The 20,211-nt window shown below is 70.2% G+C and carries 22 protein-coding genes and 1 pseudogene; 19 read left to right on the plus strand and 4 right to left on the minus strand.

Features of this window, described 5'->3' with window-relative positions:
- The first annotated feature begins 11 nt into the window (after positions 1 to 11).
- Positions 12 to 347, plus strand: a complete 336-nt coding sequence (locus ACXKZF_RS01535) for a hypothetical protein (RefSeq protein ID WP_055959627.1) — start codon at positions 12 to 14, stop codon at positions 345 to 347.
- 3 nt (positions 348 to 350) lie between these two features.
- On the opposite strand, the gene ACXKZF_RS01540 is transcribed toward ACXKZF_RS01535, so the two are convergent.
- On the minus strand, positions 351 to 962 hold the full coding sequence (locus ACXKZF_RS01540; protein ID WP_488985189.1) for a zinc-binding alcohol dehydrogenase: 612 nt from the start codon (positions 960 to 962) through the stop codon (positions 351 to 353).
- Positions 963 to 1,352: 390 nt separating this feature from the next.
- On the opposite strand from ACXKZF_RS01540, the gene ACXKZF_RS01545 reads away from it, so the two are divergent.
- The 6 genes and pseudogenes from ACXKZF_RS01545 to ACXKZF_RS01570 all read left to right on the plus strand — a co-directional run bounded on the left by ACXKZF_RS01545 (position 1,353) and on the right by ACXKZF_RS01570 (position 8,561).
- Positions 1,353 to 2,207 carry an endonuclease domain-containing protein gene (locus tag ACXKZF_RS01545; RefSeq protein WP_488985190.1) on the plus strand — a complete coding sequence of 285 codons (855 nt, stop codon included), beginning with the start codon at positions 1,353 to 1,355 and terminating at the stop codon, positions 2,205 to 2,207.
- A gap of 453 nt (positions 2,208 to 2,660) precedes the next feature.
- On the plus strand, positions 2,661 to 3,803 hold the full coding sequence (gene purM / locus ACXKZF_RS01550; protein ID WP_488985191.1) for a phosphoribosylformylglycinamidine cyclo-ligase: 1,143 nt from the start codon (positions 2,661 to 2,663) through the stop codon (positions 3,801 to 3,803).
- Positions 3,804 to 3,809: 6 nt separating this feature from the next.
- The gene (gene purF, locus ACXKZF_RS01555) at positions 3,810 to 5,285 is read left to right on the plus strand and encodes an amidophosphoribosyltransferase (RefSeq protein ID WP_055959619.1); all 1,476 of its coding nucleotides are present in this window, start codon (positions 3,810 to 3,812) and stop codon (positions 5,283 to 5,285) included.
- Positions 5,282 to 6,499 (plus strand): MFS transporter, encoded by a 1,218-nt coding sequence (locus ACXKZF_RS01560; RefSeq protein ID WP_488985192.1) that lies wholly within the window; start codon positions 5,282 to 5,284, stop codon positions 6,497 to 6,499. The genes purF and ACXKZF_RS01560 overlap by 4 nt, the downstream gene beginning before the upstream one ends.
- Positions 6,500 to 6,923: 424 nt before the next feature.
- Positions 6,924 to 7,439: pseudogene (locus ACXKZF_RS01565) on the plus strand (Ig-like domain-containing protein); the annotation flags it as partial.
- A 363-nt stretch (positions 7,440 to 7,802) separates the two neighbouring features.
- Entirely contained in the window at positions 7,803 to 8,561 is a 759-nt protein-coding gene (locus ACXKZF_RS01570; protein WP_488986029.1) for a hypothetical protein, read from the plus strand.
- 240 nt (positions 8,562 to 8,801) lie between these two features.
- On the opposite strand, the gene ACXKZF_RS01575 is transcribed toward ACXKZF_RS01570, so the two are convergent.
- Positions 8,802 to 8,984 (minus strand): DUF3073 domain-containing protein, encoded by a 183-nt coding sequence (locus ACXKZF_RS01575; RefSeq protein WP_055959610.1) that lies wholly within the window; start codon positions 8,982 to 8,984, stop codon positions 8,802 to 8,804.
- 157 nt (positions 8,985 to 9,141) lie between these two features.
- Here ACXKZF_RS01575 and ACXKZF_RS01580 point away from each other — a divergent pair, with 157 nt between their 5' ends.
- A complete protein-coding gene (locus ACXKZF_RS01580) occupies positions 9,142 to 9,654 on the plus strand; it encodes a universal stress protein (RefSeq protein WP_055959607.1) in 513 nt (170 codons plus the stop codon).
- 4 nt (positions 9,655 to 9,658) lie between these two features.
- Here the strand turns inward: ACXKZF_RS01580 and ACXKZF_RS01585 are convergent, their stop codons facing one another.
- Both ACXKZF_RS01585 and ACXKZF_RS01590 read right to left on the minus strand, forming a co-directional pair.
- Positions 9,659 to 10,264 (minus strand): PadR family transcriptional regulator, encoded by a 606-nt coding sequence (locus tag ACXKZF_RS01585; RefSeq protein ID WP_055959606.1) that lies wholly within the window; start codon positions 10,262 to 10,264, stop codon positions 9,659 to 9,661.
- Positions 10,264 to 11,109, minus strand: a complete 846-nt coding sequence (locus ACXKZF_RS01590; protein WP_183418693.1) for a DUF4097 family beta strand repeat-containing protein — start codon at positions 11,107 to 11,109, stop codon at positions 10,264 to 10,266. Before ACXKZF_RS01590 ends, ACXKZF_RS01585 begins: the two co-directional genes overlap by 1 nt.
- A gap of 219 nt (positions 11,110 to 11,328) precedes the next feature.
- Here ACXKZF_RS01590 and ACXKZF_RS01595 point away from each other — a divergent pair, with 219 nt between their 5' ends.
- The 11 genes from ACXKZF_RS01595 (at position 11,329) to ACXKZF_RS01645 (ending at position 20,202) form a co-directional block, all read left to right on the plus strand.
- Positions 11,329 to 11,598, plus strand: coding sequence for a DUF7218 family protein (locus tag ACXKZF_RS01595; RefSeq protein ID WP_055959602.1), 270 nt, complete (start codon positions 11,329 to 11,331; stop codon positions 11,596 to 11,598).
- 4 nt (positions 11,599 to 11,602) lie between these two features.
- Entirely contained in the window at positions 11,603 to 12,568 is a 966-nt protein-coding gene (locus ACXKZF_RS01600) for a DNA topoisomerase IB (protein ID WP_488985193.1), read from the plus strand.
- 272 nt (positions 12,569 to 12,840) lie between these two features.
- Entirely contained in the window at positions 12,841 to 13,206 is a 366-nt protein-coding gene (locus tag ACXKZF_RS01605) for a fluoride efflux transporter FluC (RefSeq protein ID WP_488986024.1), read from the plus strand.
- On the plus strand, positions 13,203 to 13,568 hold the full coding sequence (locus tag ACXKZF_RS01610; protein WP_488985194.1) for a fluoride efflux transporter FluC: 366 nt from the start codon (positions 13,203 to 13,205) through the stop codon (positions 13,566 to 13,568). Before ACXKZF_RS01605 ends, ACXKZF_RS01610 begins: the two co-directional genes overlap by 4 nt.
- Positions 13,569 to 13,746: 178 nt before the next feature.
- Complete coding sequence (locus ACXKZF_RS01615; protein ID WP_055959596.1) at positions 13,747 to 14,841, plus strand: MSMEG_0568 family radical SAM protein; 1,095 nt, start codon at positions 13,747 to 13,749, stop codon at positions 14,839 to 14,841.
- Positions 14,838 to 16,232, plus strand: coding sequence for an MSMEG_0567/sll0787 family protein (locus ACXKZF_RS01620; RefSeq protein ID WP_488985195.1), 1,395 nt, complete (start codon positions 14,838 to 14,840; stop codon positions 16,230 to 16,232). The genes ACXKZF_RS01615 and ACXKZF_RS01620 overlap by 4 nt, the downstream gene beginning before the upstream one ends.
- Positions 16,233 to 16,336: 104 nt before the next feature.
- Positions 16,337 to 16,864 carry an MSMEG_0572/Sll0783 family nitrogen starvation response protein gene (locus ACXKZF_RS01625; protein ID WP_488985196.1) on the plus strand — a complete coding sequence of 176 codons (528 nt, stop codon included), beginning with the start codon at positions 16,337 to 16,339 and terminating at the stop codon, positions 16,862 to 16,864.
- Between the two features lie 8 nt (positions 16,865 to 16,872).
- Positions 16,873 to 17,775, plus strand: a complete 903-nt coding sequence (locus tag ACXKZF_RS01630; RefSeq protein ID WP_055959590.1) for a carbon-nitrogen hydrolase family protein — start codon at positions 16,873 to 16,875, stop codon at positions 17,773 to 17,775.
- Positions 17,768 to 18,067, plus strand: coding sequence for an MSMEG_0570 family nitrogen starvation response protein (locus ACXKZF_RS01635; RefSeq protein WP_243224005.1), 300 nt, complete (start codon positions 17,768 to 17,770; stop codon positions 18,065 to 18,067). The genes ACXKZF_RS01630 and ACXKZF_RS01635 overlap by 8 nt, the downstream gene beginning before the upstream one ends.
- Positions 18,064 to 19,320, plus strand: coding sequence for an MSMEG_0569 family flavin-dependent oxidoreductase (locus ACXKZF_RS01640; protein ID WP_488985197.1), 1,257 nt, complete (start codon positions 18,064 to 18,066; stop codon positions 19,318 to 19,320). Before ACXKZF_RS01635 ends, ACXKZF_RS01640 begins: the two co-directional genes overlap by 4 nt.
- A gap of 24 nt (positions 19,321 to 19,344) precedes the next feature.
- Complete coding sequence (locus ACXKZF_RS01645) at positions 19,345 to 20,202, plus strand: carbon-nitrogen hydrolase family protein (RefSeq protein ID WP_243224007.1); 858 nt, start codon at positions 19,345 to 19,347, stop codon at positions 20,200 to 20,202.
- The last annotated feature ends 9 nt before the right edge of the window (positions 20,203 to 20,211 follow it).

The raw sequence follows: 20,211 nt of genomic DNA on the forward strand, positions 1-20,211 counted from the left end.
AGAATGAGCACATGGCCGAGCAGCCCGCCCCCGAACGACCGGTGTACGTCCGCGACGACATCGAGACCGCGACCGTGCGTCGCGCACCCAAGTACGGCGTGTTCCTGGCGGCGGGGGCGTTCCTCGGCATCCTGGTCGCCCTGATCCTGACGGTCGCGATCGACGGATCCGACATCAGCCCCTATACGCAGGTCGTCTATTCCGAGCTGCAGGTGTTCGGCTTCACCGCTCTCATCTGCGTCGTCGCGGGCGTCGTGCTCGCCGCGATCGTCGCGCTGATCTTCGAGCGGGTCCTCAATGGGCGCACGCGCCGCGTCATGGTCGACCACGAGCAGTACGAGGTCTGATCTTCAGGCCAGCTCCGCGATGATCGGGTGGATCGCGGCGTCGAAGGCCACGACGTCGCTGCGCAGACCGTCGGTGACCGCCACAGTCAACGAGCCGATCCACCACACGCCCCGCTGAGTCAGCGGCAGCACCTGCACGTTCAACTCGAACGAGTGCGCACGCCTCCCCACGGTCCGCTCGTGCGCCGCGATCGCGCTGGCATAGGCGCGGTACGACACACCCGGACGCGCCGCCGATTCCCGCGAGTAGCGATCATGGGCGAGGCGGGCGAAGTCGAGCGCGTCGTCGGCGTGCGCGGTCGCGGCCCGGCGCAGCGTGTCGGCGCCGTCGACGGGCAGGGCGACGAGGCCGCCGAACCCGTCCACCAGCTCCAGCGGTACGGGCGAGGGGTGTGCCTGCGGCTCGACGGTCATCGCCCAGAAGCCCCGCCACTCGCGCTCGAGCTGCGCGTGCGCGGCATCCGTGTCGCTCGTGATCATCGGGGGTGGCACGCGCCGGAGAGCCGGGAGCTCCTCCGGGGAGCGGATGCCGAGCACCTGGCGCAGATACAGCGCGACGAGCACCGACTGCGCCGCGTCCTCGCGGATCACCCACTCCGGTTGACCGCTCGTCATGGCGCCATTGTAAGGACGCCCCCTGCCCGGGGGATGGGTCTTGCGCCTGGTGGGGGTTGGGCGGGGAGAGCGCCGCGTACGGGGCGTCGGGCGCGGGGCGCGTGCGCGACGAGCGGGGGAGGAGTTCCGGGGAGGGGAGGATGCCATGGCCCTGGGGGTCCTCCGGTCGCGGGATGTCCTCCGCTCGCGGTGTGTGCGGGTGGTGCGTGTGCGGGGGAGGAGTTTCTGGGAGGGGAGGATGCCGTGGCCTTACGGGGTCCTCCAGTTGCGGAATGTCCTCCGCTCGCGGGAAAGCGGCCGGTGCTGCACGCCCCTCCTCCCCACCCGGTTGTCCACAGGCGGCGCCCCCGGCTCCCACTCCGATTCGGAGCAGCCGGGCACGCTACCTCGATGAGTTCACCTTTCTCGCAACGCATCGATGCTCTTGTCAGCCGCGTCCGCGCGCTCGACGGGGTCGCCCCTTCGGCGCGAATGCAGCGCGAGGGGACGTCCCCTGACACCATTGCCGCGGCCGTGCGGACCGGTGCTCTTCTCCGGGTTCGTCGACGGTGGGTCGCGCTCCCCGATGCCGACCCCCTTCTCGTCGCGGCTGCGCGGGCGGGGGTGAGCCTCGCCTGCTGTACCGCAGCTGCGCGTCACGGGTTATGGGTCCTCGATCAGCACGTCCTTCACGTGGCGGCACCGGCGCATGCGGGGCGAATCGTCGTCGCGTCCGGGACGCGCGTCCACCGCGCGCGACCGTTGCTTCCGCGGCATCCGGAAAGCCTCGTCGATGGAGTGGTCAACGTGCTCGGGGTCGTGAGCGCGTGCCTTCCGGCGGAGCAAGCGCTGGCCGTGTGGGACTCGGCATTGAACAAACGGCTCGTCACCCTCGACGAGATGCGGCGCTACCCCCTCTCGGCACGCGCGCGAGACCTCGCCGAGGAGGCGACGCCCCTGCCGGACTCCGGTCTCGAGACCTTCCTGATCGTCCGGTTGCGGTGGCTGCGCGAACGACTCACACCGCAGGCGTGGATCCTCGGTCACCGGGTCGACCTGCTGATCGGGGAGAAGCTCGTGCTGCAAGTCGACGGCGGTCATCACGTGGGCGCGCAACGCGAGGCCGACATCCGCCACGACACGCTCCTGACCCTGAACGGGTATCACGTCATCCGCGTCGGTTATCGCCAGATGGTCGAGGACTGGCCGTCTGTTCAGCTCCTCATCGTGCAGGCCATCGCGCAGGGCTTGCATCGAGCCCGCTGACGCAGCGAATTCCGTTGCCGACCCCGGGAGCGGAGGAGATTCCGGGAGGGGAGGATGCCGGGGGCCCGACGCGTCCTCCCGTCGCCGGATCTCCTCCGACGGACGTGCCCCAAGCCCGCGCTCGGCAGGTGCCGCACTCGGGACGGGTGCGCGGCAGCGCGGTCCTGAGAGGCGCTCGCGCGGTGTCGGTTCCGTGTCCGCCCCCGGAGCGGAGGAGATTCCGGGAGGGGAGGATGCCGGGGGCCCGACTTGTCCTCCCGTCGCCGAATCTCCTCCCTCGCCGCACCTGTTCCCACTGCTATCGCGGAAGCGAACCCGGCCGTCGCAGACGCGAACCCGGCCTGCGCCGACGCCGACACCCGCGCCCCCGCCGCCCTGCTTGCGCTTGCGCCTGCGGCCGCGGGCCCGACCCGCGCGGAACGCGCGCGCGTCCACCCCGGGTAGTCTGTTGCGGTGGCTTCCGCTCCCCACGAAAACCCCTATTCCGCCGCCGGCGTCGACACTGCCGCCGGAGACCTCGCCGTCGAACTGATGAAGTCGGCCGTGCGTCGCACCCACGGCCCCGAAGTGCTCGGCGGTGTCGGTGGCTTCGCCGGCCTCTTCGACGCCTCGGCGCTGCGCGACTACGCCAAGCCGCTGCTCGCGACCAGCACCGACGGCGTCGGCACGAAGGTCGCCATCGCGCAGGCCATCGACAAGCACGACACCATCGGCGAAGACCTCGTCGGCATGGTCGTCGACGACATCGTCGTGGTCGGTGCCCGCCCGCTCTTCATGACCGACTACATCGCGTGCGGCAAGGTGGTGCCGCAGCGCATCGCCGACATCGTCGCGGGAATCGCGCGCGGCTGCTCGATGACCGGTACCGCGCTGGTCGGTGGCGAGACCGCCGAGCACCCCGGCCTGCTCGGCGTCGACGACTACGACGTCGCGGGGGCGGCGACCGGCGTGGTCGAGGCCGACCGCATCCTCGGCGCCGACCGCGTGCGCGGCGGCGACGTCGTGCTCGCCCTCGCCTCCAGCGGCCTGCACTCGAACGGTTACTCGCTCGTGCGCCACATCATCGCCGGCGCGGGCATCGCCTACGGTGCTGTGTCCGCCGACCTCGGGGGCACCTGGGGAGAGGCGCTCCTCGAGCCCACGCGCCTGTACACCTCGCCCCTGCTGCGCCTGCTCGACGACGAGGCGGTGGGCTCCGGCATCCATTCGCTCAGCCATGTCACCGGGGGCGGCATCGCGGCCAACCTCGCGCGCGTGCTGCCGCAGGACACGTGGGTCGACGTCGACCGCTCGACGTGGAGCCCGTCGCCGGTGTTCCGCGTGCTCGCCGACATCGGCGGGCTCGAGCTGACCGCGACCGAGGGCACGTGGAACCTCGGCATCGGCTTCCTCGCCGTCGTCGCACCCGAGATCGCGGATGCCGCGACCGCGGCGCTCACGGCCGAGGGCATCGCCACGTGGCAGGTCGGCGTCGTCCGCGACGACCAGCGACCCGAGGGCGAGTACGAACAGGGCGCGAAGGGCGTCGACGGGGGCGCGGTGCGCCTGGTCGGCTCCTACGCGGATGCCGGTGCGCCGGCGAACGGAGCGAAGTAACACGCAATGTGCGGCATCGTCGGCATGGCCGGGCAAGGCCCCGTCAACCAGGAGATCTACGACGCGCTCCTCCTCCTTCAGCACCGCGGACAGGACTCCACGGGCATGGCCACCGCCGAGGCGAGCGGTGTCTTCCACATCCACAAGGCCCGCGGCCAGGTGCGCGAGGCGTTCCGCACGCGCGATATGCGGGCACTCCTCGGCGACATCGGCCTCGGCCATGTGCGCTACGCCACCAAGGGCACCGCGTCGAACGAAGAAGAGGCGCAGCCCTTCTACGTCAACGCCCCGTACGGCATCGTGCTGGTGCACAACGGCAACCTGACGAACACGCGCGAGCTCACCCGTGAGCTGTTCAGCAAGGACCGCCGTCACCTCAACACCAGCAGCGACACCGAGCTGCTGGTGAACATCCTGGGTTCCGAGCTGCAGTCCGAGATCACCGGACCCGATCTCGACCCCGCGCAGGTCTTCCGCGCGGTCGCCCGCGTGCACGAGCGCGTCGAGGGCTCCTACGCCTCCATCGCCCTCATCGCCGGCTACGGACTCCTCGCCTTCCGCGACCCGTTCGGCATCCGTCCCCTCATCCTCGGCAAGCGCCCCGCCGCCGACGTGCCGGGCGGCGAGCCGCGCGACGAGTTCATCGTGGCATCCGAGTCGCTCGTGCTCGAGAACGCCGGCTTCGAGGTCGTGCGCGACATCGAGCCCGGCGAGGCGGTGTTCGTCGCCCTCGACGGCACGCTCCACGCCCAGCAGTGCGCGCCGAACGCGACGCTGGCCCCGTGCTCGTTCGAGTACGTCTACCTGGCTCGCCCCGACTCCGTGATGAACGGCGTCTCGGTGTACGAGACGCGCTTGCGCATGGGCGAGCGTCTCGCCGACACGGTCGCGAAGTACACCCCCGCGGGGTCCATCGACGTGGTCATGCCGATCCCCGACTCCGCCCGCCCGGCGGCGATGCAGGTGGCCCGCAAGCTCGGAATCGAGTACCGCGAGGGCTTCTACAAGAACCGCTACGTCGGCCGGACCTTCATCATGCCCGGGCAGGCAGTGCGCAAGAAGAGCGTGCGCCAGAAGCTCAACGCGATGTCGACCGAGTTCCAGGGCAAGAACGTGCTGCTCGTCGACGACTCGATCGTCCGCGGCACCACGAGCCGCGAGATCATCCAAATGGCACGGGATGCCGGGGCGCTCAGCGTGACGTTCGCGTCGGCCGCGCCGCCCGTGCGGTACCCGCACGTGTACGGCATCAACATGCCCTCGCGTCACGAGCTCGTCGCGCACGACCGCACGATCCCCGAGATCGCCGCGGAGCTCGGGTGCGACTACCTCGTGTACCAGGAGGTCGACGACCTGAAGGCCGCGATCATGGAGGGCACCGATCTGGTCGACCTCGACATGAGCTGCTTCGACGGCCGCTATGTCACGGGAACCGTGTCGGAGGAATACCTCGCCTGGGTCGAGGGCAGCCAGGAGTCTTGACCCGCCGCGCGGCGGGACATGTCGCGCTCGCCGCGGCCGCCGTCGTGCTGCTCGCGTTGACGCTGCGCATCGCGGTGGCGTCGCTGTCACCCCTGCTGACGGTGATCGGCCGCGACTTCGAGGTGCCCGCCGCGGTCGTCGGGCTCATCGGCATGGCGCCGCCCGTCGCGTTCGCCCTGTCGGGCATGGTGACGCCGGCGATCGAGCGACGTCTCGGTCTGGAGCGCACGGTGCTCGTCGCCGCGATCGTCGGCGCCGTGATGCTGGCGCTGCGGGCGGCGGCCGTCGACGCCTGGACGCTGCTGGCGGCGACCGCCGGTGTCTTCGCCGCCGTCGGGGTGGCGAACGTGCTGCTGCCCACCGTGGTGAAGAAGTACTTCCCCGAGCGCATCGGACTCATGACCACCGTGTACTCGACCACGATGGCCGTGGCGACGTTCACGCCGCCGCTCGTGGCCGTGCCCCTCGCTGAGGCGGTCGGCTGGCGGGGGTCGTTCGTGACGTGGGCGGCCGTGGCGGTGGTCGCGGTGGTGCCGTGGATCGCGATGAGCCTGCGCGCCCGTGCCTCGCGCTCCGACATCGTCGCGCAACCCCGGGCGTCGGTGCTGTCGCGCATCGTGCGGGTGCCGCAGACCTGGGCGCTGGTGATCACGTTCGGCGTGAACTCCGCCGTCGCGTACGGGATGTTCGCGTGGCTGCCGCTGATCCTCATCGACGACGCCGGGGTGGATGCCGCCGAGGCGGGCGGTCTGCTCGCCCTCTTCGCGTTCATGGGGCTACCGGTCTCGCTGCTGGTGCCCGTGCTCGTGGCGCGTCTCGGGCGGACGACCCCGTTCTACGTGGTGGCGATCCTCGGAGGACTGACGGGGATCGTCGGTCTTCTCGTGGCGCCTGCGGCGGCGACCGCACTATGGGTGGTGCTCATCGGCATCCCGCCCCTGATGTTCCCGCTCGCCCTCGTGCTGTTCGGTCTGCGCACGCGCTCGCACGAGACCGCCGTCGCGGTCAGCGCCTTCGTGCAGAGCGCGGGCTACGCCTTCGCGGCGTTCATGCCCCTCGCGATCGGGGTGACCCATGAGCTGACCGGCGGATGGACGGCGGGGCTCCTCGTGCTCGGCGTGGCCCTGCTGCTCGTCGTTCCTGCCGCGATCGTCATGGCCAGGCGGGAGTCGGTCGAGGAGGCGTGGGAGAGGCGCACCGGTCACCGCTGGTGACCCTGCTGACGCAGGGGAGCGGCGAAAGGCGTAGTGCGGGTGGAGCTACCTTCCGCATGCCCCTCGACGTGACGTGAGCGGGCCCACCGGAGTCTGTCGTTCTCTGAACTTGCCCGGCCCGCGCCACATGGAGCCGACGTCCTCACGCTTCACCTTAAGGTGAACACGCCACGCCCGTTGGTCTTCACCTTAAGGTGAACTCCCGCCTTTGCATCCCCTGTAGCGGGCGACATCGACGTCGAGGGCGCGCGACCCGGAGAAGTGACCGGCTTACAGTGCACAGCGGTTCGTGCACATCTGCGAACCACTGACTTCGGGAGTGTTCATGCCACAGCTCAGCAACCAGAATCCGACCGCATCATCGTCGGGCATTCCTCGACGGGCGGTCCTCGGGGCGTCGGCCGTCGCCGTTCCCGCCATCGTGATGACCGCGTCGTCGCCCGCGGTGGCGGCGTCGGGCCAGGCGGTGTCCATCGTGCTGTCTCCCTCGTCTGTGGTGGCCGGGGGCACCTCGTCGTTGGTCGTGACGGTCAAGAGCGCGGCGGGCGCTGCGGTGGTCGGACAGGCGGTGACGCTGTCGGCGGCGGCGGGTGTGTCGTTCTCGCCGGCGACCGGCGTGACGCAGTCCGACGGCACTTTCCGCTCGACGCTCACGGTCGCCTCGACGCGTGCGGGCGGGACGGTCACCATATCGGCGGTCGTCAGTGGGGCCAACGCGAGCGCGGCCCTGTTGGTCAAGACCGTGGCGGTGGCTGTGGCGGTCTCACCGTCGTCGTCCGTGCGGGGTGATTCCGCGACGGTGACGGCGACGGTGAAGGATTCCAGCGGCGCCGTTCTGGCGGGTCGCGCGGTGACGTTGTCGACCTCGAGGTCCGGCGTGTCGTTCGCGGCGGCGAGTGGGACGACGAACGCGTCGGGACAGTTCTCAACCACGGTGAGGTCGACCACGGCGACCGCGGCGGGAGTGGCGACGCTCACGGCTTCGTCGTCGGGGGCTTCGGGCAACGCGTCGTGGACGATGCTCGGGGTGAAGGTGGCGGTGGCGGTTTCACCGTCGTCGATCGGCGCGGGCGGGGCTTCCACCGTGACGGCGACGGTGACGGACTCCAACGGTGCCCCGTTGGCGAATCGGACCGTGTCATGGGGGACCACGTACAGCAAAGTGGGTCTCAAAAACGCCAGCGGAACAACGAACGCGGCGGGGCAGGTCCAGACGACGCTGCAGACGCGAGGCAACACGCCGGTCGGCGCAGGAACGGTGTCGGCGTCCAGTCTGGGCGCGTCGGGAAGCGGCGCCTTTACGGTGTCGACACCGACCTTGGCCATTTCCGCACCCCCGGAGATCGGGGCCGGCGGCAACGCCACGATCAGTCTGGCGGGCTGGCCCGGGCGCGATGTCACGGTCACGAACAGCGGATCCGGTATCGGTTACCCCAACGGGCCTACCGCGATTTTCGCCGCCAACGGCTCTGCCAGCGTCGTCGTGAGTGTGAGCAACGCGGCCGTCCCGTCGGTGACCTTCACCGCGACCTCGTGGGGTCTGGTGGCGTCCACCACGGCGCGCGTCGGCCCGGCTGGTTCGGCGGGAGCCGGCGGCACCCGACTCGACCTGGCGACGTTCACTGACGGGATCAAGCCGTCGAGGAACCAGGTCGTCGACGCGCTCCTGTTCGATGTTCTGACCGCCAGCGGGACGATCGTGCCTTCGAACCAATATCAGGTTCTCGTTCCGAACAGCGCACCGAGCGGGTTCGGATGGTTTGCCCTGAATGCCAGAGCCGGTGGAGGTGGGCTCACGGGCGGCTTCCGGGCGGTCTCTGCCGGACAGTGGCTGGTCGGATCCGGGGCGGCCAATGAGTTCTCCGAGACTTTGGCGTTGCGCCGGCTCGACGGCGCAGCCTTCAACAATCGGAGCGTTCCGACCGGATCGGGCTCGGACTACATCACGGCCAAGTCGCGCACGGGGGCAGCCTTCTCGTACAGTCCCGCGATCGGCCTCTTCGCCTTCGCGTCGGGCGGCGCACAGTACGTCCGCTTCGAGTCCCGGGTCGCGTGGGTGTGAGGCGCGCGTCCCGCTGAACAACAGGACACCGCTGGCCGCACTCTTCCCGGAAGGGAGAGTGCGGCCAGCGGTGTTCTGTCGCTCAGCGGTGTTCTGTCGCTCGCGTGATTGTGCGCACGGCCGCGGGAGTGCCGCAACGGCAAGACAGATCGACTACGCCACAAATGTCGACCGTTGCCGAGGTGCCGGGATAACTCACCGGACACCCCCGCGTCGGTGCTCAGGTATGAGGAAAGAGAGCTACGCCTTTTTGTCTTCGTACTCGTCGTTGTACTGGTCGGCCCACTTGTCGACGTACGCGTCTTCACCCGGAGCGGGGGCACCCAGTTCGCGCTCGAGAGCCGAGTAGTTCACCGAATAGGTGTCGTACTTCAGCTCACGGGCGATCTTGGTGTGCTTCGCCTTCTGACGGCCACGCCCCATGCGAGACCCCCTCACGATCGACGTGCAGGGCCGCGCTGTGCCCTGCGTATTGCGGTTCCGGACCGAGCCGGTAAGAGTAACACCCAGGATATCACGGCGCATTCCGGCTGCGCCGTCGTACGGCGTCTGCTGGGCCCGGCCGGCGAGAGGAGCACCCATGACCGACCAGCCCCACCACGCCCCCACGGGACCGGTGATCGCCGGCGTCGTTCCCGGGCAATCGCCCCGGGTTGTGCGGGAAGCCGCTCGGCAGGCGGCACTCGCACACGTCGACCTCGTCGTCGTGCACGTCGACACCACCCGATTCGTCGCCTTCGAAGACCCTGACGGCTACGTGCACCCCTCCTCCGGCGACGTCGCCGGAGCGGCATCCAGAGCCGCCCTCGACGACGTGCGACGATCCACCGCAGAGGTCCTGGGGGGTGACGCGGTCGCGTGGAGCGTCCGACAGGAGATCGGCGATCCGGCGCTCGCGCTGATCAAGCTCGCTGATGAGATCCACGCGTCTGTGCTGGTGGTGGGCACGCGAAAGCGCGGTCTGGGTGAGTCGCTGCGAGAGTTCCTCACCGGGTCTGTCGCCGCCCGGCTGAGTCACCGCCAGCGCCGACCGGTCCTCGTCGTCCCGCAGGACGACCCGGTCGGCGCCGACGATCAGCTCCCGTGGGAGTGACGCCTCAGCCGCGCATCGCGCGGGTCACCGCTTCGGACGCTTGACGCAGCGCCGCCTCGATCTCGTCGACCCCGGATGCCGCGAGCTCGCCGCCGCGGGTGACGTGCGACCGCAGTTCCGACCGCACGCGGCCGCGGAACTCGTTGATGGCGGCGTCAGCGCGCGAGAGCTGTTCGCGGCTGCGGACACGGGGATCGTCGGCCGGCGTGGTGTGCGCCTGTTCCCGTTCCTCGCGGGATGCGGCGGCGAGATCGGCGCGCAGGCTCCGCATGGCATCCCGTACGCTTCCGCGCACCTCGTCGGCGATGAGGCGGACGCTGTCGGCCAGGCCCGCCTGGATGCCCTCGAGATCGCCGGTGCGGTTCGCGACCTCGGCGCGTCCGGCATCCGTGATCTCGTAGACGGTCTTGCGGCCGTCGACGGTCTTGGTGACCAGGCCCTCTTCCTCGAGCTTGGAGAGCCGGGGATAGATCGTGCCGGCCGAGGGCGAATATGTGCCGCCGGTGCGTTCGGTGAGAGCCTGCATCAGGTCGTAACCGTGGCGCGGCGCCTCATCGAGCAGGCTGAGGATGTACAGGCGCAGGTCGCCGTGCGAGAAGACGGGGCTCATCACCACTCCTCCTCTCCGGCGAGTTCCTCGGGGCGCAGGCCCGAGATGCCGCGTCGCAGAACCGTGATCTCGCCCGAGACGGTGTTGGCGCGCACGTCGACGAACGACCCCGCGAGGGCACCGGTCGAGCCGGTGTAGTTGGTGGGGCCTTTGCCCGAGCGCACCTGACCGTCGATCTGCACGCGGCCGCTGACGGAACGCGAGACGTAGTTCGCCGGGAGCGAGCGATCGAGCCGCACGGTGGCCGTGCCGCTGACCGAGTTGAGGCTGATCGACTGGGTGGTTCCACTGGAGTCGACGAGCATCGCGCCCGACACCGTGTCGATCGACGCCTTGGTGATGCGGCCCGTGGCCGCGACGTCGCCCGAGACGCTGTTGGCGCTCAGAGCGCCGTCGAGCTCGCGCACCTGCACGTCGCCCGAGACGGCGTTGAGGTCGACGTCGCCGACGAGGCCGTCGACCATGATGTCGCCCGAGACGGTGTTCAGGCGCACGTCGGTGCGAAGGCCCGCCACGAGCGCGCTCGCGCTGACGACGCCGAGGGTCAGGGCGACGGTACGGGGGACGGCGACGCTGACCTCGGCCTTGGGGCCGCCGGCGCCGAAGTTGCGGAACACCTCGAGGAAGTTATCCCAGCGCAGCTGGGGGTGGTCGATCTCGAGGCGGCCGTCGACGACCTCGATGCGAAGGTCTTTGACGGTGACACCGTGTACTTCGATGCGCGTGTCGGGCTCATCGTGGGCGATGACGTCGACCTGTCCGCCGACGAGGCCGATCTTGAGCTCGCGTACGGCATCGAGGTCGATGACGCGCGTCTCTCCGGGATGGATGATCCATTTCTCCATGGCTGGGGCTCCTCACTCGCGATATATCGCGTTAAGCCGAGTATCGCGATATATCGCGTTCGCGTCAACCTCTCGGAAATGTGAGGTGGCTGTGTCTCCGCCCGGGGCGGACCGATGGCATCGATGGCTCGAACCTCGCCGATCCGGTGCGTTGTCAACCCCGCGCGCCCGCGGTCGTTGCCGCCCGTAGCGTCGTGATTCCGACGGAAGGAGACGGTCATGCCCCGAGGACGTGGATCCGGCAGTCTGAAGGACCCCGAACTCTACGAGGAGCTGCGCAAGCAGGGCGACTCGAAGGAGAAGGCGGCCCGCATCTCGAACGCCGCCGCAGCGGAGGGCCGTGAGGCGATCGGCGAGAAGGGCGGCCACGCCGAGGACTACGAGGACCGCACCGTCGACGAGCTGAAGAAGCGCGCGAGAGAACTGGGCATCACCGGATACTCGGGCAAGAAGAAGGCGGAGCTGATCGACCTGCTCCGAAACCACTGACGCGATGCCTCGCCTCATCCGCGTCCGGCCGTACGAAGACCCGGGCTACCGCCGGGTGCGGTCGGGCTCGGGCTTCCGTTACGTCGACCACACCGGCGCGGCCGTGCCCGAGCGCGACGCCGAGCGTGCGCGCGGGCTGGTCATCCCCCCGGCGTGGCGCGAGGTGTGGATCGCCACGACGGCGAACGCGCACATCCAGGCGGTCGGCACCGACGAGGCGGGGCGGCGGCAGTACACGTACCACGCCGACTGGTCGAAACGGCAGGACAAGGGCAAGTTCGCCCGCGCGTTGCAGCTGGCCGAGGCGCTGCCGCGGGCTCGTGCGCGGGTGACGCAGTCGTTGCGCCGCGCCGAGGCCGACCGGGAGCGGGTGCTGGCCGTGTCTTTCCGCTTCCTCGACCTCGTGGCCCCTCGCGTGGGCAACGCGCGCTATTTCGTCACCAACGGCAGCCGCGGGCTGACGACGCTGCAGAGGCGCGACGCGATCGTCGAGGGTGACCTCGTGCGGTTGTCGTTCCCGGCCAAGAGCGGCAAGCGCGCCGAGCTGTCTCTGCGTGATGCGGAGTTGGCATCCATCATCGAGGAGCTCGCCCTCGGGCGCTCGCGCGCCGCGCTGCTGAGTTACAAGCGGGGTCGCCGCCGCGTGCCGCTGACACCGGGCGACGTCAACGCCTACGTTCGCTCGCTCACGGGCGGGCCGTTCAGCGCGAAAGACTTCCGGACGCTGCGGGGGACGATCCTCGCCGCCGAATCGCTCGCCCGGGTCGGCGCGACAGGGGGCAAGAACGAGCGCAAGAAGGCGGAGGTGGCCGCCGTCCGCGCCACCGCCGAGGCGCTCGGCAACACTCCCGCCGTCGCCCGCGCGAGCTACATCGACCCCCGGGTGTTCGCGTTGTACCGCAAGGGCCGCACGATGGATCTCGGAGGATCGAAGGATGCCGCGATCCGACGCCTGATCCTGGGGGCGTGACCGCGCGCACCAGGTCCTGGCCGGGCGGCCGCCGCGGGTGCAACCTCCGTGATGTGCGCAAACTCTGTTGGCATGCGTGTTCTGGGGCTGAGGTTGTGCGAATCGCCGACTCTGTGCGGGGTGTGGGCGGTACGGGTGCATCCTCCGTGATCTGCGCACCCTCAGTCGGCATCCGAGCTTCGGAACGGACGTCGTGCAGATCGATGACCTCGAGCGGACGCCCGGCTCGCGGGGGTCGACGGCGCGAGGCGGCGTAGGGTGGCGCGGTGAAGATGTGGCGAGACGTCGTTCTCGTCGCCATGGGCGGCGCGATCGGCACCGCCCTGCGCGCGGGCATCACCCTCGCGATCGGTGACGACCTGGGACCCGCTCTCGTGCCGCTCATCAACGTCGTGGGGGCGTTTGCGATCGGCATCCTGTTCGGGTGGAGATCCCGGATGCCGGCATCCTCTCGTGCGCAGCGCGTACAGCTGTTCTTCGGCACCGGCGTGCTCGGCGGGTTCACGACCTACAGTGCGCTGGCCGTCGAGGCCGCCGAGCCGGGCCTGCTGTGGTGGGGCATCGGTTCGGTGGTGCTCGGCACGGGTGCGGCCTGGGGCGGCCTGGTGCTCGGCCGCGGCGGGCGGCGGCAGCGATGACCCCCCTCGTCTTCGTCGTCGTGGCCATCGCCGGGGGTGTGGGCGCAGCGCTGCGGTTCCTGCTCGACACCGCGGTGCGGCGCGCGACCGGCGACCGGTTTCCGTGGGGGATCCTCGTCGTCAACATCACGGGCGCCTTCGCGCTCGGCATCCTGAGCATGCTCCCCGCCGAGGAGGCCTGGCGATGGATCGTCGGCACGGGCCTGCTCGGCGGGTACACGACGTTCAGCGCGGTCGCGGTGACCACGGTGCTTCTCGCCGAGGAGGGGCGGACCGCGACGGCGACGAACTACGCGGCGGTGTCCTTCGCGGGGTCGTTGTTCGCGGCCGCGGCGGGATTGGCGCTCGGGTCGCTGTTCTGACCGGCGCCGGTCCCGCCGACGGGCTCGGCGACTGGGGGTGCGGTGGGCCGGTCATCTCGACGGACTCAGGACCGCGGGCCGCACCCCGCGGTGACGAGCGGCGGAGTCGGAGGAGCCGAAACACGACTGCTATCCGGTCGTCGTCGTGTGGAAACACCCCGTGGTTCTACTGGTCTGCATGGACAACGTCTCAGCGCTTGCACCGGTGGACCGTGACCGGGTGTCGACCCGTGTCAGCCTAGCTCTCCTCGGCGTCCGCAGCGACGCTCCCGTGCGGCGCACGGGTGGGGCGGGTCCCAGCGACGACGGGCACTTCGTCGTCGACGGCGAGGGAGCGGCGATCCCCCTCAACCCGAACAGTCCGTACGTCATCACGGCCGCGGGTCGTCTCACCCGGGACGGTGCCGACCTCGGCTTCGACGTCGCCCCCGTCGTGCGGCCGCGCTTCTACGACCTGAAGACCGCCGAGGGCGTGGCGTACGACCAGATCGCGAAGCTCCACGGCAAGAACGTGCTGGCCACGACAGTCGTGCAGACCTGCGTGCGCTACGACGAGAGCGAGCGGTGCCGATTCTGCGCGATCGAGGCGTCGCTCGACGCCGGCATGACGATCGCGGTGAAGACACCCGCGATGCTGGCCGAGGTGGCCGAGGCCGCCGTGCGGCTCGACGGTGTGACCCACATGGTCATGACGACCGGCACCTCCAACGGCTGGGATCGGGGCGCGAAGCACCTCGCCCGCTGTGTGCGTGCGGTGAAGGCGGCGGTGCCGCAGCTCGAGATCCAGGTGCAATGCGAGCCCCCCGCTGACCTGCAGGCCATCACCGACCTGTACGACGCGGGCTCGCGGTCCATCGGCATCCATGTCGAATCGATGGACGACGAGGTGCGCCGCAGATGGATGCCGGGGAAGTCCCGCGTGAGCATGGATGAGTATCGCGCCGCATGGCGTGAAGCGGTGCGGGTATTCGGCTGGAACCAGGTGTCGACCTATCTCATCGTCGGCATGGGTGAAGACCCCGACGAGGCGGTCGAGGGGGCGCGCGAGCTCATCGAGATGGGGGTCTACCCCTTCGTGGTGCCGTTCCGGCCGCTGAAGGGCACGCTCGCCACCGATGTCGACAAGGTGCCGGCGCCGCACCGTGCGGTCGTCGACGACATCACCTCGCGGGTGGCGGGCCTGCTGCACGCGGCGGGTATGCGCGGCGAAGATCAACGCGCCGGCTGCGCCGCGTGCGGGGCGTGCAGCATCCTCAAGACGGCAGGTGCATGATGTTCGACGTGCCGGTGCTGACCGGTTCGCGCCCGCGGACGGAGCCGCTGGCGTGGGAGATCCGCGTCGCCGACCCGATGCAGGTCGGCGCGTACCGGTTGATCCGCCGCGACGTGTTCGTGCGCGAGCAGGGCCTGTTCGCGGGACGAGACGACGACGACGTCGACGATGATCCGCGCACGGTCGTGCTGGTTGCGGTGGCAGCCTCCGGTGACGTTCTCGGCGGCGTTCGTCTGGCTCCGGCGACGCCCCGCGACATCGGGTGGTGGACCGGCAGTCGGCTCGCGGTGCGTCGCGATGCCCGCAATGCCGGCGGGATCGGTTCCGCTCTCGTGCGCGCCGCGTGCCGCGAGGCCGTCCAGCGGGGTGTGGTGCGGTTCGAAGCCACCGTCCAGGAGCGCAACGAGCCGCTCTTTCGTCACCTGGGGTGGGAACGGTGGGGCGATACGACCGTCGCTGGTGCTCCGCACGTGCGGATGCGGTGGCCCGTCGACAGGTTCGCCGCGCTCGTGGCCGCGACGAAGCAACCACTGGGTGCTCTCCTGTCGGGCATCCGCGACGACCATCCCGAGGGCCTCGGCGGCCCCGGTTGGGTCGGTGACGACGGCGCGCTCATCGCCGGCACCGACATCGTGGTCGCCACCGACGCGATCCTGCCCGCACTCATCGACAGAGACCCCGAGTGGGCAGGGTGGTGCGGCGTACTGGTGAACGTCAACGACCTGTCCGCGATGGGCGCGCGTGCCGTCGGACTGATGGATGCCGTGTCGGCGCCGACCGCCTCGGCCGTTCGCCGGATCGTGTCGGGGTTTCGCAGCGCCGCCGTGGCGTGGGGCGTGCCCATCCTCGGCGGTCACACGCAGTGGGGTGGAGCGTCGTCACTCGCGGTGACCGCCCTCGGGCGCACCGAGCATCCCGTGGCCGGCGGCGGAGGTCGACCGGGGCAGACGCTCGGGCTCACCGTCGACCTGCACGGACGATGGCGGCGCGGCTTCGAGGGCCGCCAGTGGGATTCGACGTCGACCCGCGCCGGCGCCGAGCTGCGCCACCTCGCGGGACTCGTGCCCGAGCAGCGCCCCGCAGCGGCAAAAGACGTGAGCATGGCCGGCATCGTCGGCACCGCCGCGATGCTCGCCGAGGCTTCGGGCGCGGGGGCCCGTATCGACGTGGCCGAGATTCCCGCCCCGCAGGGCGTCGGGTTCGGTGACTGGCTGACCTGCTTCCCCGGCTTCGGCATGGTGACCGCCGGGACCGCGACCCTCGCCTCGCCGCTCGTGAGCTCGGCGACCATCGGAGAGCTCACCACGGGCTCCGGCGTCGTGCTGCGCTGGCCCGACGGCGTCGAGACCTCTGTCGTCGCCGCCGGTGCCACCGGACTCGGCAAGGCGTAACGCAACCTCATTCCGGACGAAACCAATCCGAAACACCCGGACGCGAACCTGGTAACCAGACACGCGCTCCATCCCCGGCTCCACCCGACGCGAAGGACACGAACATGACCACCGACCTCGACGCCCAGATCGCGGAGAACATCGCCGCATCCCTCGGCGAGATCCCGCACCCCTCGCTCCCCAAGGGCAGCAACATCTACGGCTCCACCAAGCTGTTCCCCGACTTCCAGGCCGAGAACGGTGAGTCGTACTTCACGCTCATCCACGGCATCCCGCACGAGTCGTCTGTGAGCTTCGTCGCGATCCTGCAGGCGACCCGAGCCCTCCGTAAGGGCTTCGAGTCGGCCATCTACCTGTACGGCCCCGGCACCCTCGCGGCCGCCGCGAACCGCGGCTTCCCCACCACGGGAGATGCGGGCTTCCCCGGCGAGCTGAACATGAACAACTCCCTCGAGACCTTCATCAAGGAGGGTGGCACGGTCTACTGCTGCCGCTTCGGCCTGGCGCTGCACGGCATCCGCGAAGAGGACATCATCGAGGGCGTCATCCCCGCGCACCCGCTGGATGTGCAGGACGCGATCATCTACTACGCGCGCAAGGGCGCGATCATCAACTCCGTCTACAACCTCTGAGGCTCGCCATGTCGATCACCGTTGCCTCCGTCTCGGCCAACTTCACGCGAGACCTGGAGCAGAATTACGCGCTCATCGCCGATCTGGTGGCCGAGGCGCGGGCCGTGGGGGTGTCGTTCCTGGCGTTCCCCGAAGCCGCGATCGGCGGCTACCTCTCGTCGCTCGGCAACCACGGCGACACCATCAAGACGACCACGCGCTCGATGCCGCCGGCGATCCGCCTCGACGGCCCCGAGATCGCCCGGGTGCAGGAACTCGCGGGCGACATGGTGCTCACCATCGGGTTCTGCGAGCTCGCCGACGACGGGGAGACGCGGTACAACGCCGCGGTCTGCCTGGACGGAGAGAACATCTACGGCTCGTACCGCAAGGTGCACCAGCCGCTGGGCGAGAACATGTCGTACTCGGCGGGGGACACCTACCGCGCGTTCGACACCCCCGTCGGCCGGGTCGGGATGCAGATCTGCTACGACAAGGCGTTCCCCGAGGCCGCGCGCATGCTCGCCCTCGACGGCGCCGAGATCGTCGTGAGCATGTCGGCGTGGCCGGCCGCGCGTACGGCGACCGCCGAGAACCTGCAGGACGACCGGTGGACGTACCGGTTCAACCAATTCGACATCGCGCGCGCCCTCGACAATCAGGTGTTCTGGCTGGCATCCAATCAGTCGGGCACCTTCGGGTCGCTCCGTTATGTCGGCAACGCGAAGGTGGTCGACCCCGGCGGCAACGTCCTTGCGACGACGCTGCTGGGCACCGGCCTGGCGATCGCCGAGATCGACGTCGCCGAGACCTTCCGTGCGATGCGCGGCGGCATGTTCCACCTTCGCGATCGGCGCCCCGACGTGTACGGCCCGGTCGCTGCCTCCACCGGCGCGCACGTCGAGGCGTGGAGGGAGCTCGCTCATGCCTGAGATGCGCTTCGCCGTCCGCTGGCCCGACGGCGCCGAGTCCTCGCACTACTCACCCAGCCTCGTGATGCACGACTACCTCGCCGCGGGCTCCCGCTATGGCATCGCCGAGTTCGTGGCGCGCGCCGGTGAGGCGCTGGATGCCGCGGGCGAACGCGTGCGGGCCGCATACGGCTTCGCGTGCACCTCGGCGATGGCATCCCGGGACGAGATCGTCCGCGCGGCCGCCGCGTATCCCGAGGGAGAGGTCACCGTGCTGCGCATGGAGCCGCCCCTGCCGGTGGGGGCGTCGTGATCCCCGTCGAGGTACGACCAGGTGACCACTACCCGGCCGTGATCGTGGGCGGGGGCCAGGCCGGACTCTCGGTGAGCTGGCATCTCGAGCGCGCGGGTGTGCGGCACGTCGTGATCGAACGCGAATCGGCGGCGCACGAGTGGCGCGACGGACGGTGGGACAACTTCACCCTCGTCACCCCCAACTGGCAGTGCCGACTGCCCGGTTACCCCTACGACGGTCCCGACCCCGACGGGTTCATGACCCGGGACGAGGTGTACGCCTGGGTGCGCGGCTACGCCGACACGTTCGACGCCCCGCTCGCCGAGGGGGTCGAGGTGCACCGGGTCGATCGCCGGGACGACGGGGTGTTCGTCGTGCAGACGAGTGCGGGCACGATCACGGCCGACACCGTGACCTCCGCCACAGGCGGTTACCACCGCCCCATCACGCCGTCGTGGGCCGACGACATCCCCGACCGCATCGTACAGATGCACTCCCACCACTACCGCGACGCCGGGCAGCTGCCCGGGTCGGTGCTGGTCGTGGGTACCGGGCAGTCCGGTACGCAGATCGCCGAAGACCTCCACCTCGAGGGGCGCCGGGTGCACCTCGCCGTCGGGCGGGCGCCGCGCGTGGCCCGGTTCTACCGGGGACGCGACTGCATGACGTGGCTCGCCGACATGGGCGTGTACGACGTGCCCGCCGGGGTGCAGGCCGCGGCCAAGCGCGCCGCGACCAACCACTACGTCACCGGGCGCGATGGCGGCCGCGACATCGACCTGCGGGTGTTCGCGACGCAGGGGATGCGGCTGCACGGGCGTGCGACGGGCATCTCGCAAGGCGTGCTCGCCTTCGACGATACGCTGGCCGCCAACCTCGACCACGCCGATTCGGTCGCCGAGTCGATCAAGAACGACATCGACGCCTACATCGCCCGCGAGGGCATCGACGCACCGTTCGAACCCCGCCGCGCTCCCGTGTGGACGCCCCCGTCCGGCCCCACGCGACTCGACCTCGCCGAGGTGGATGCCGTCGTCTGGGCGATCGGCTTCCGCGCGGACTGGTCGTGGCTGGGCGAACTCGACGTGCTCGACGCGAACGGACACCCGGTGCACGAGCGCGGAGCGACGGCGGTGCCGGGCTTCTCGTTCGTCGGCCTCCCGTGGCTGCACACGTGGGGGTCGGGGCGGTTCCACGCGATCGCCAGGGACGCCGAGCACGTCGCCGAACAGGTCGTCACGGCGTCGCAGGGAGCCCTCGCGGTGGGCTGAGTGGCCACCGCGTACTCTCGAGAAATGGCATCCGTCACGATGGCTGCGGTGGCGGCCCACTTCGGCCGCGACGTCGAGCGAACGCTCGCCAAACTCCCCGGTATCGTCGAGGACGCCCGCGGACGCGGGACCGATCTGCTCGTGCTCCCGGATGCCACCATCGGCGGCTATCTGCTCGACCTGCACCACCCGGTCGAAGAGGGCGACGGCATCCCCCACGCGGTCGAGATCGACGGCCCCGAGGTGGCGGCGATCGTCGCCCTCGCCGGCGACATGACAGTGTGCTTCGGCATTGCCGAGCGAGCGGTCGAGGGCGGCGACGAGCGCCGCTACAACACGGCGCTCTGCGTCACCGGCGACGGTGTGCTGGGCGTGCATCGCAAGGTGCACCTGCCGCTGGGGGAGTCGGAGGTCTACGCCCCCGGCGACGACTTCCGCGCGTTCGACACCCCCGTGGGGCGCATCGGCATGCTCATCGACTTCGACAAGACCTTCCCCGAGGCCGCGCGTTCGGTCGCCCTCGACGGTGCGCAGATCATCGCGTGCCTGAGCGCGTGGCCGGCCAGCGTCACCGACCGATCCGACCGCATCCGCAACGACCGCCAGGCCCACCTCTTCGACCTCTACGATTGCGCGCGCGCCGCCGAGAATCAGGTGTACCTCGTGTCATCGAACCAGACCGGCGTGCTGGGCGGCCTGCGCTTCCTCGGCCAGGCCAAGGTCGTCGATCCGGCAGGCGAGATCGTCGCCAAGACGTGGGCGAAGGGCGGGCTGGCCGTCGCCGAAGCCGACGTCTCGGCCGACATCGTCCGCGCCCGACGCTCCCTCAACCACCTCGCCCAGCGCGCCGAACACGCCTACCGGCTGAGCGCCCCGGCGTAGATCGCGCGG

Source organism: Microbacterium sp. ABR10 (genome assembly GCF_057812175.1).

Coding starts and splice junctions, on each gene's coding strand:
- ACXKZF_RS01535 (WP_055959627.1), top strand. CDS start 12: ATGGCCGAGCAGCCCGCCCCCGAACGACCGGTGTACGTCCGCGACGAC.
- ACXKZF_RS01540 (WP_488985189.1), bottom strand. CDS start 962: ATGACGAGCGGTCAACCGGAGTGGGTGATCCGCGAGGACGCGGCGCAG.
- ACXKZF_RS01545 (WP_488985190.1), top strand. CDS start 1,353: ATGAGTTCACCTTTCTCGCAACGCATCGATGCTCTTGTCAGCCGCGTC.
- purF (WP_055959619.1), top strand. CDS start 3,810: ATGTGCGGCATCGTCGGCATGGCCGGGCAAGGCCCCGTCAACCAGGAG.
- ACXKZF_RS01575 (WP_055959610.1), bottom strand. CDS start 8,984: ATGGGGCGTGGCCGTCAGAAGGCGAAGCACACCAAGATCGCCCGTGAG.
- ACXKZF_RS01580 (WP_055959607.1), top strand. CDS start 9,142: ATGACCGACCAGCCCCACCACGCCCCCACGGGACCGGTGATCGCCGGC.
- ACXKZF_RS01585 (WP_055959606.1), bottom strand. CDS start 10,264: ATGAGCCCCGTCTTCTCGCACGGCGACCTGCGCCTGTACATCCTCAGC.
- ACXKZF_RS01590 (WP_183418693.1), bottom strand. CDS start 11,109: ATGGAGAAATGGATCATCCATCCCGGAGAGACGCGCGTCATCGACCTC.
- ACXKZF_RS01595 (WP_055959602.1), top strand. CDS start 11,329: ATGCCCCGAGGACGTGGATCCGGCAGTCTGAAGGACCCCGAACTCTAC.
- ACXKZF_RS01600 (WP_488985193.1), top strand. CDS start 11,603: ATGCCTCGCCTCATCCGCGTCCGGCCGTACGAAGACCCGGGCTACCGC.
- ACXKZF_RS01605 (WP_488986024.1), top strand. CDS start 12,841: ATGTGGCGAGACGTCGTTCTCGTCGCCATGGGCGGCGCGATCGGCACC.
- ACXKZF_RS01610 (WP_488985194.1), top strand. CDS start 13,203: ATGACCCCCCTCGTCTTCGTCGTCGTGGCCATCGCCGGGGGTGTGGGC.
- ACXKZF_RS01615 (WP_055959596.1), top strand. CDS start 13,747: ATGGACAACGTCTCAGCGCTTGCACCGGTGGACCGTGACCGGGTGTCG.
- ACXKZF_RS01620 (WP_488985195.1), top strand. CDS start 14,838: ATGATGTTCGACGTGCCGGTGCTGACCGGTTCGCGCCCGCGGACGGAG.
- ACXKZF_RS01625 (WP_488985196.1), top strand. CDS start 16,337: ATGACCACCGACCTCGACGCCCAGATCGCGGAGAACATCGCCGCATCC.
- ACXKZF_RS01630 (WP_055959590.1), top strand. CDS start 16,873: ATGTCGATCACCGTTGCCTCCGTCTCGGCCAACTTCACGCGAGACCTG.
- ACXKZF_RS01635 (WP_243224005.1), top strand. CDS start 17,768: ATGCCTGAGATGCGCTTCGCCGTCCGCTGGCCCGACGGCGCCGAGTCC.
- ACXKZF_RS01645 (WP_243224007.1), top strand. CDS start 19,345: ATGGCATCCGTCACGATGGCTGCGGTGGCGGCCCACTTCGGCCGCGAC.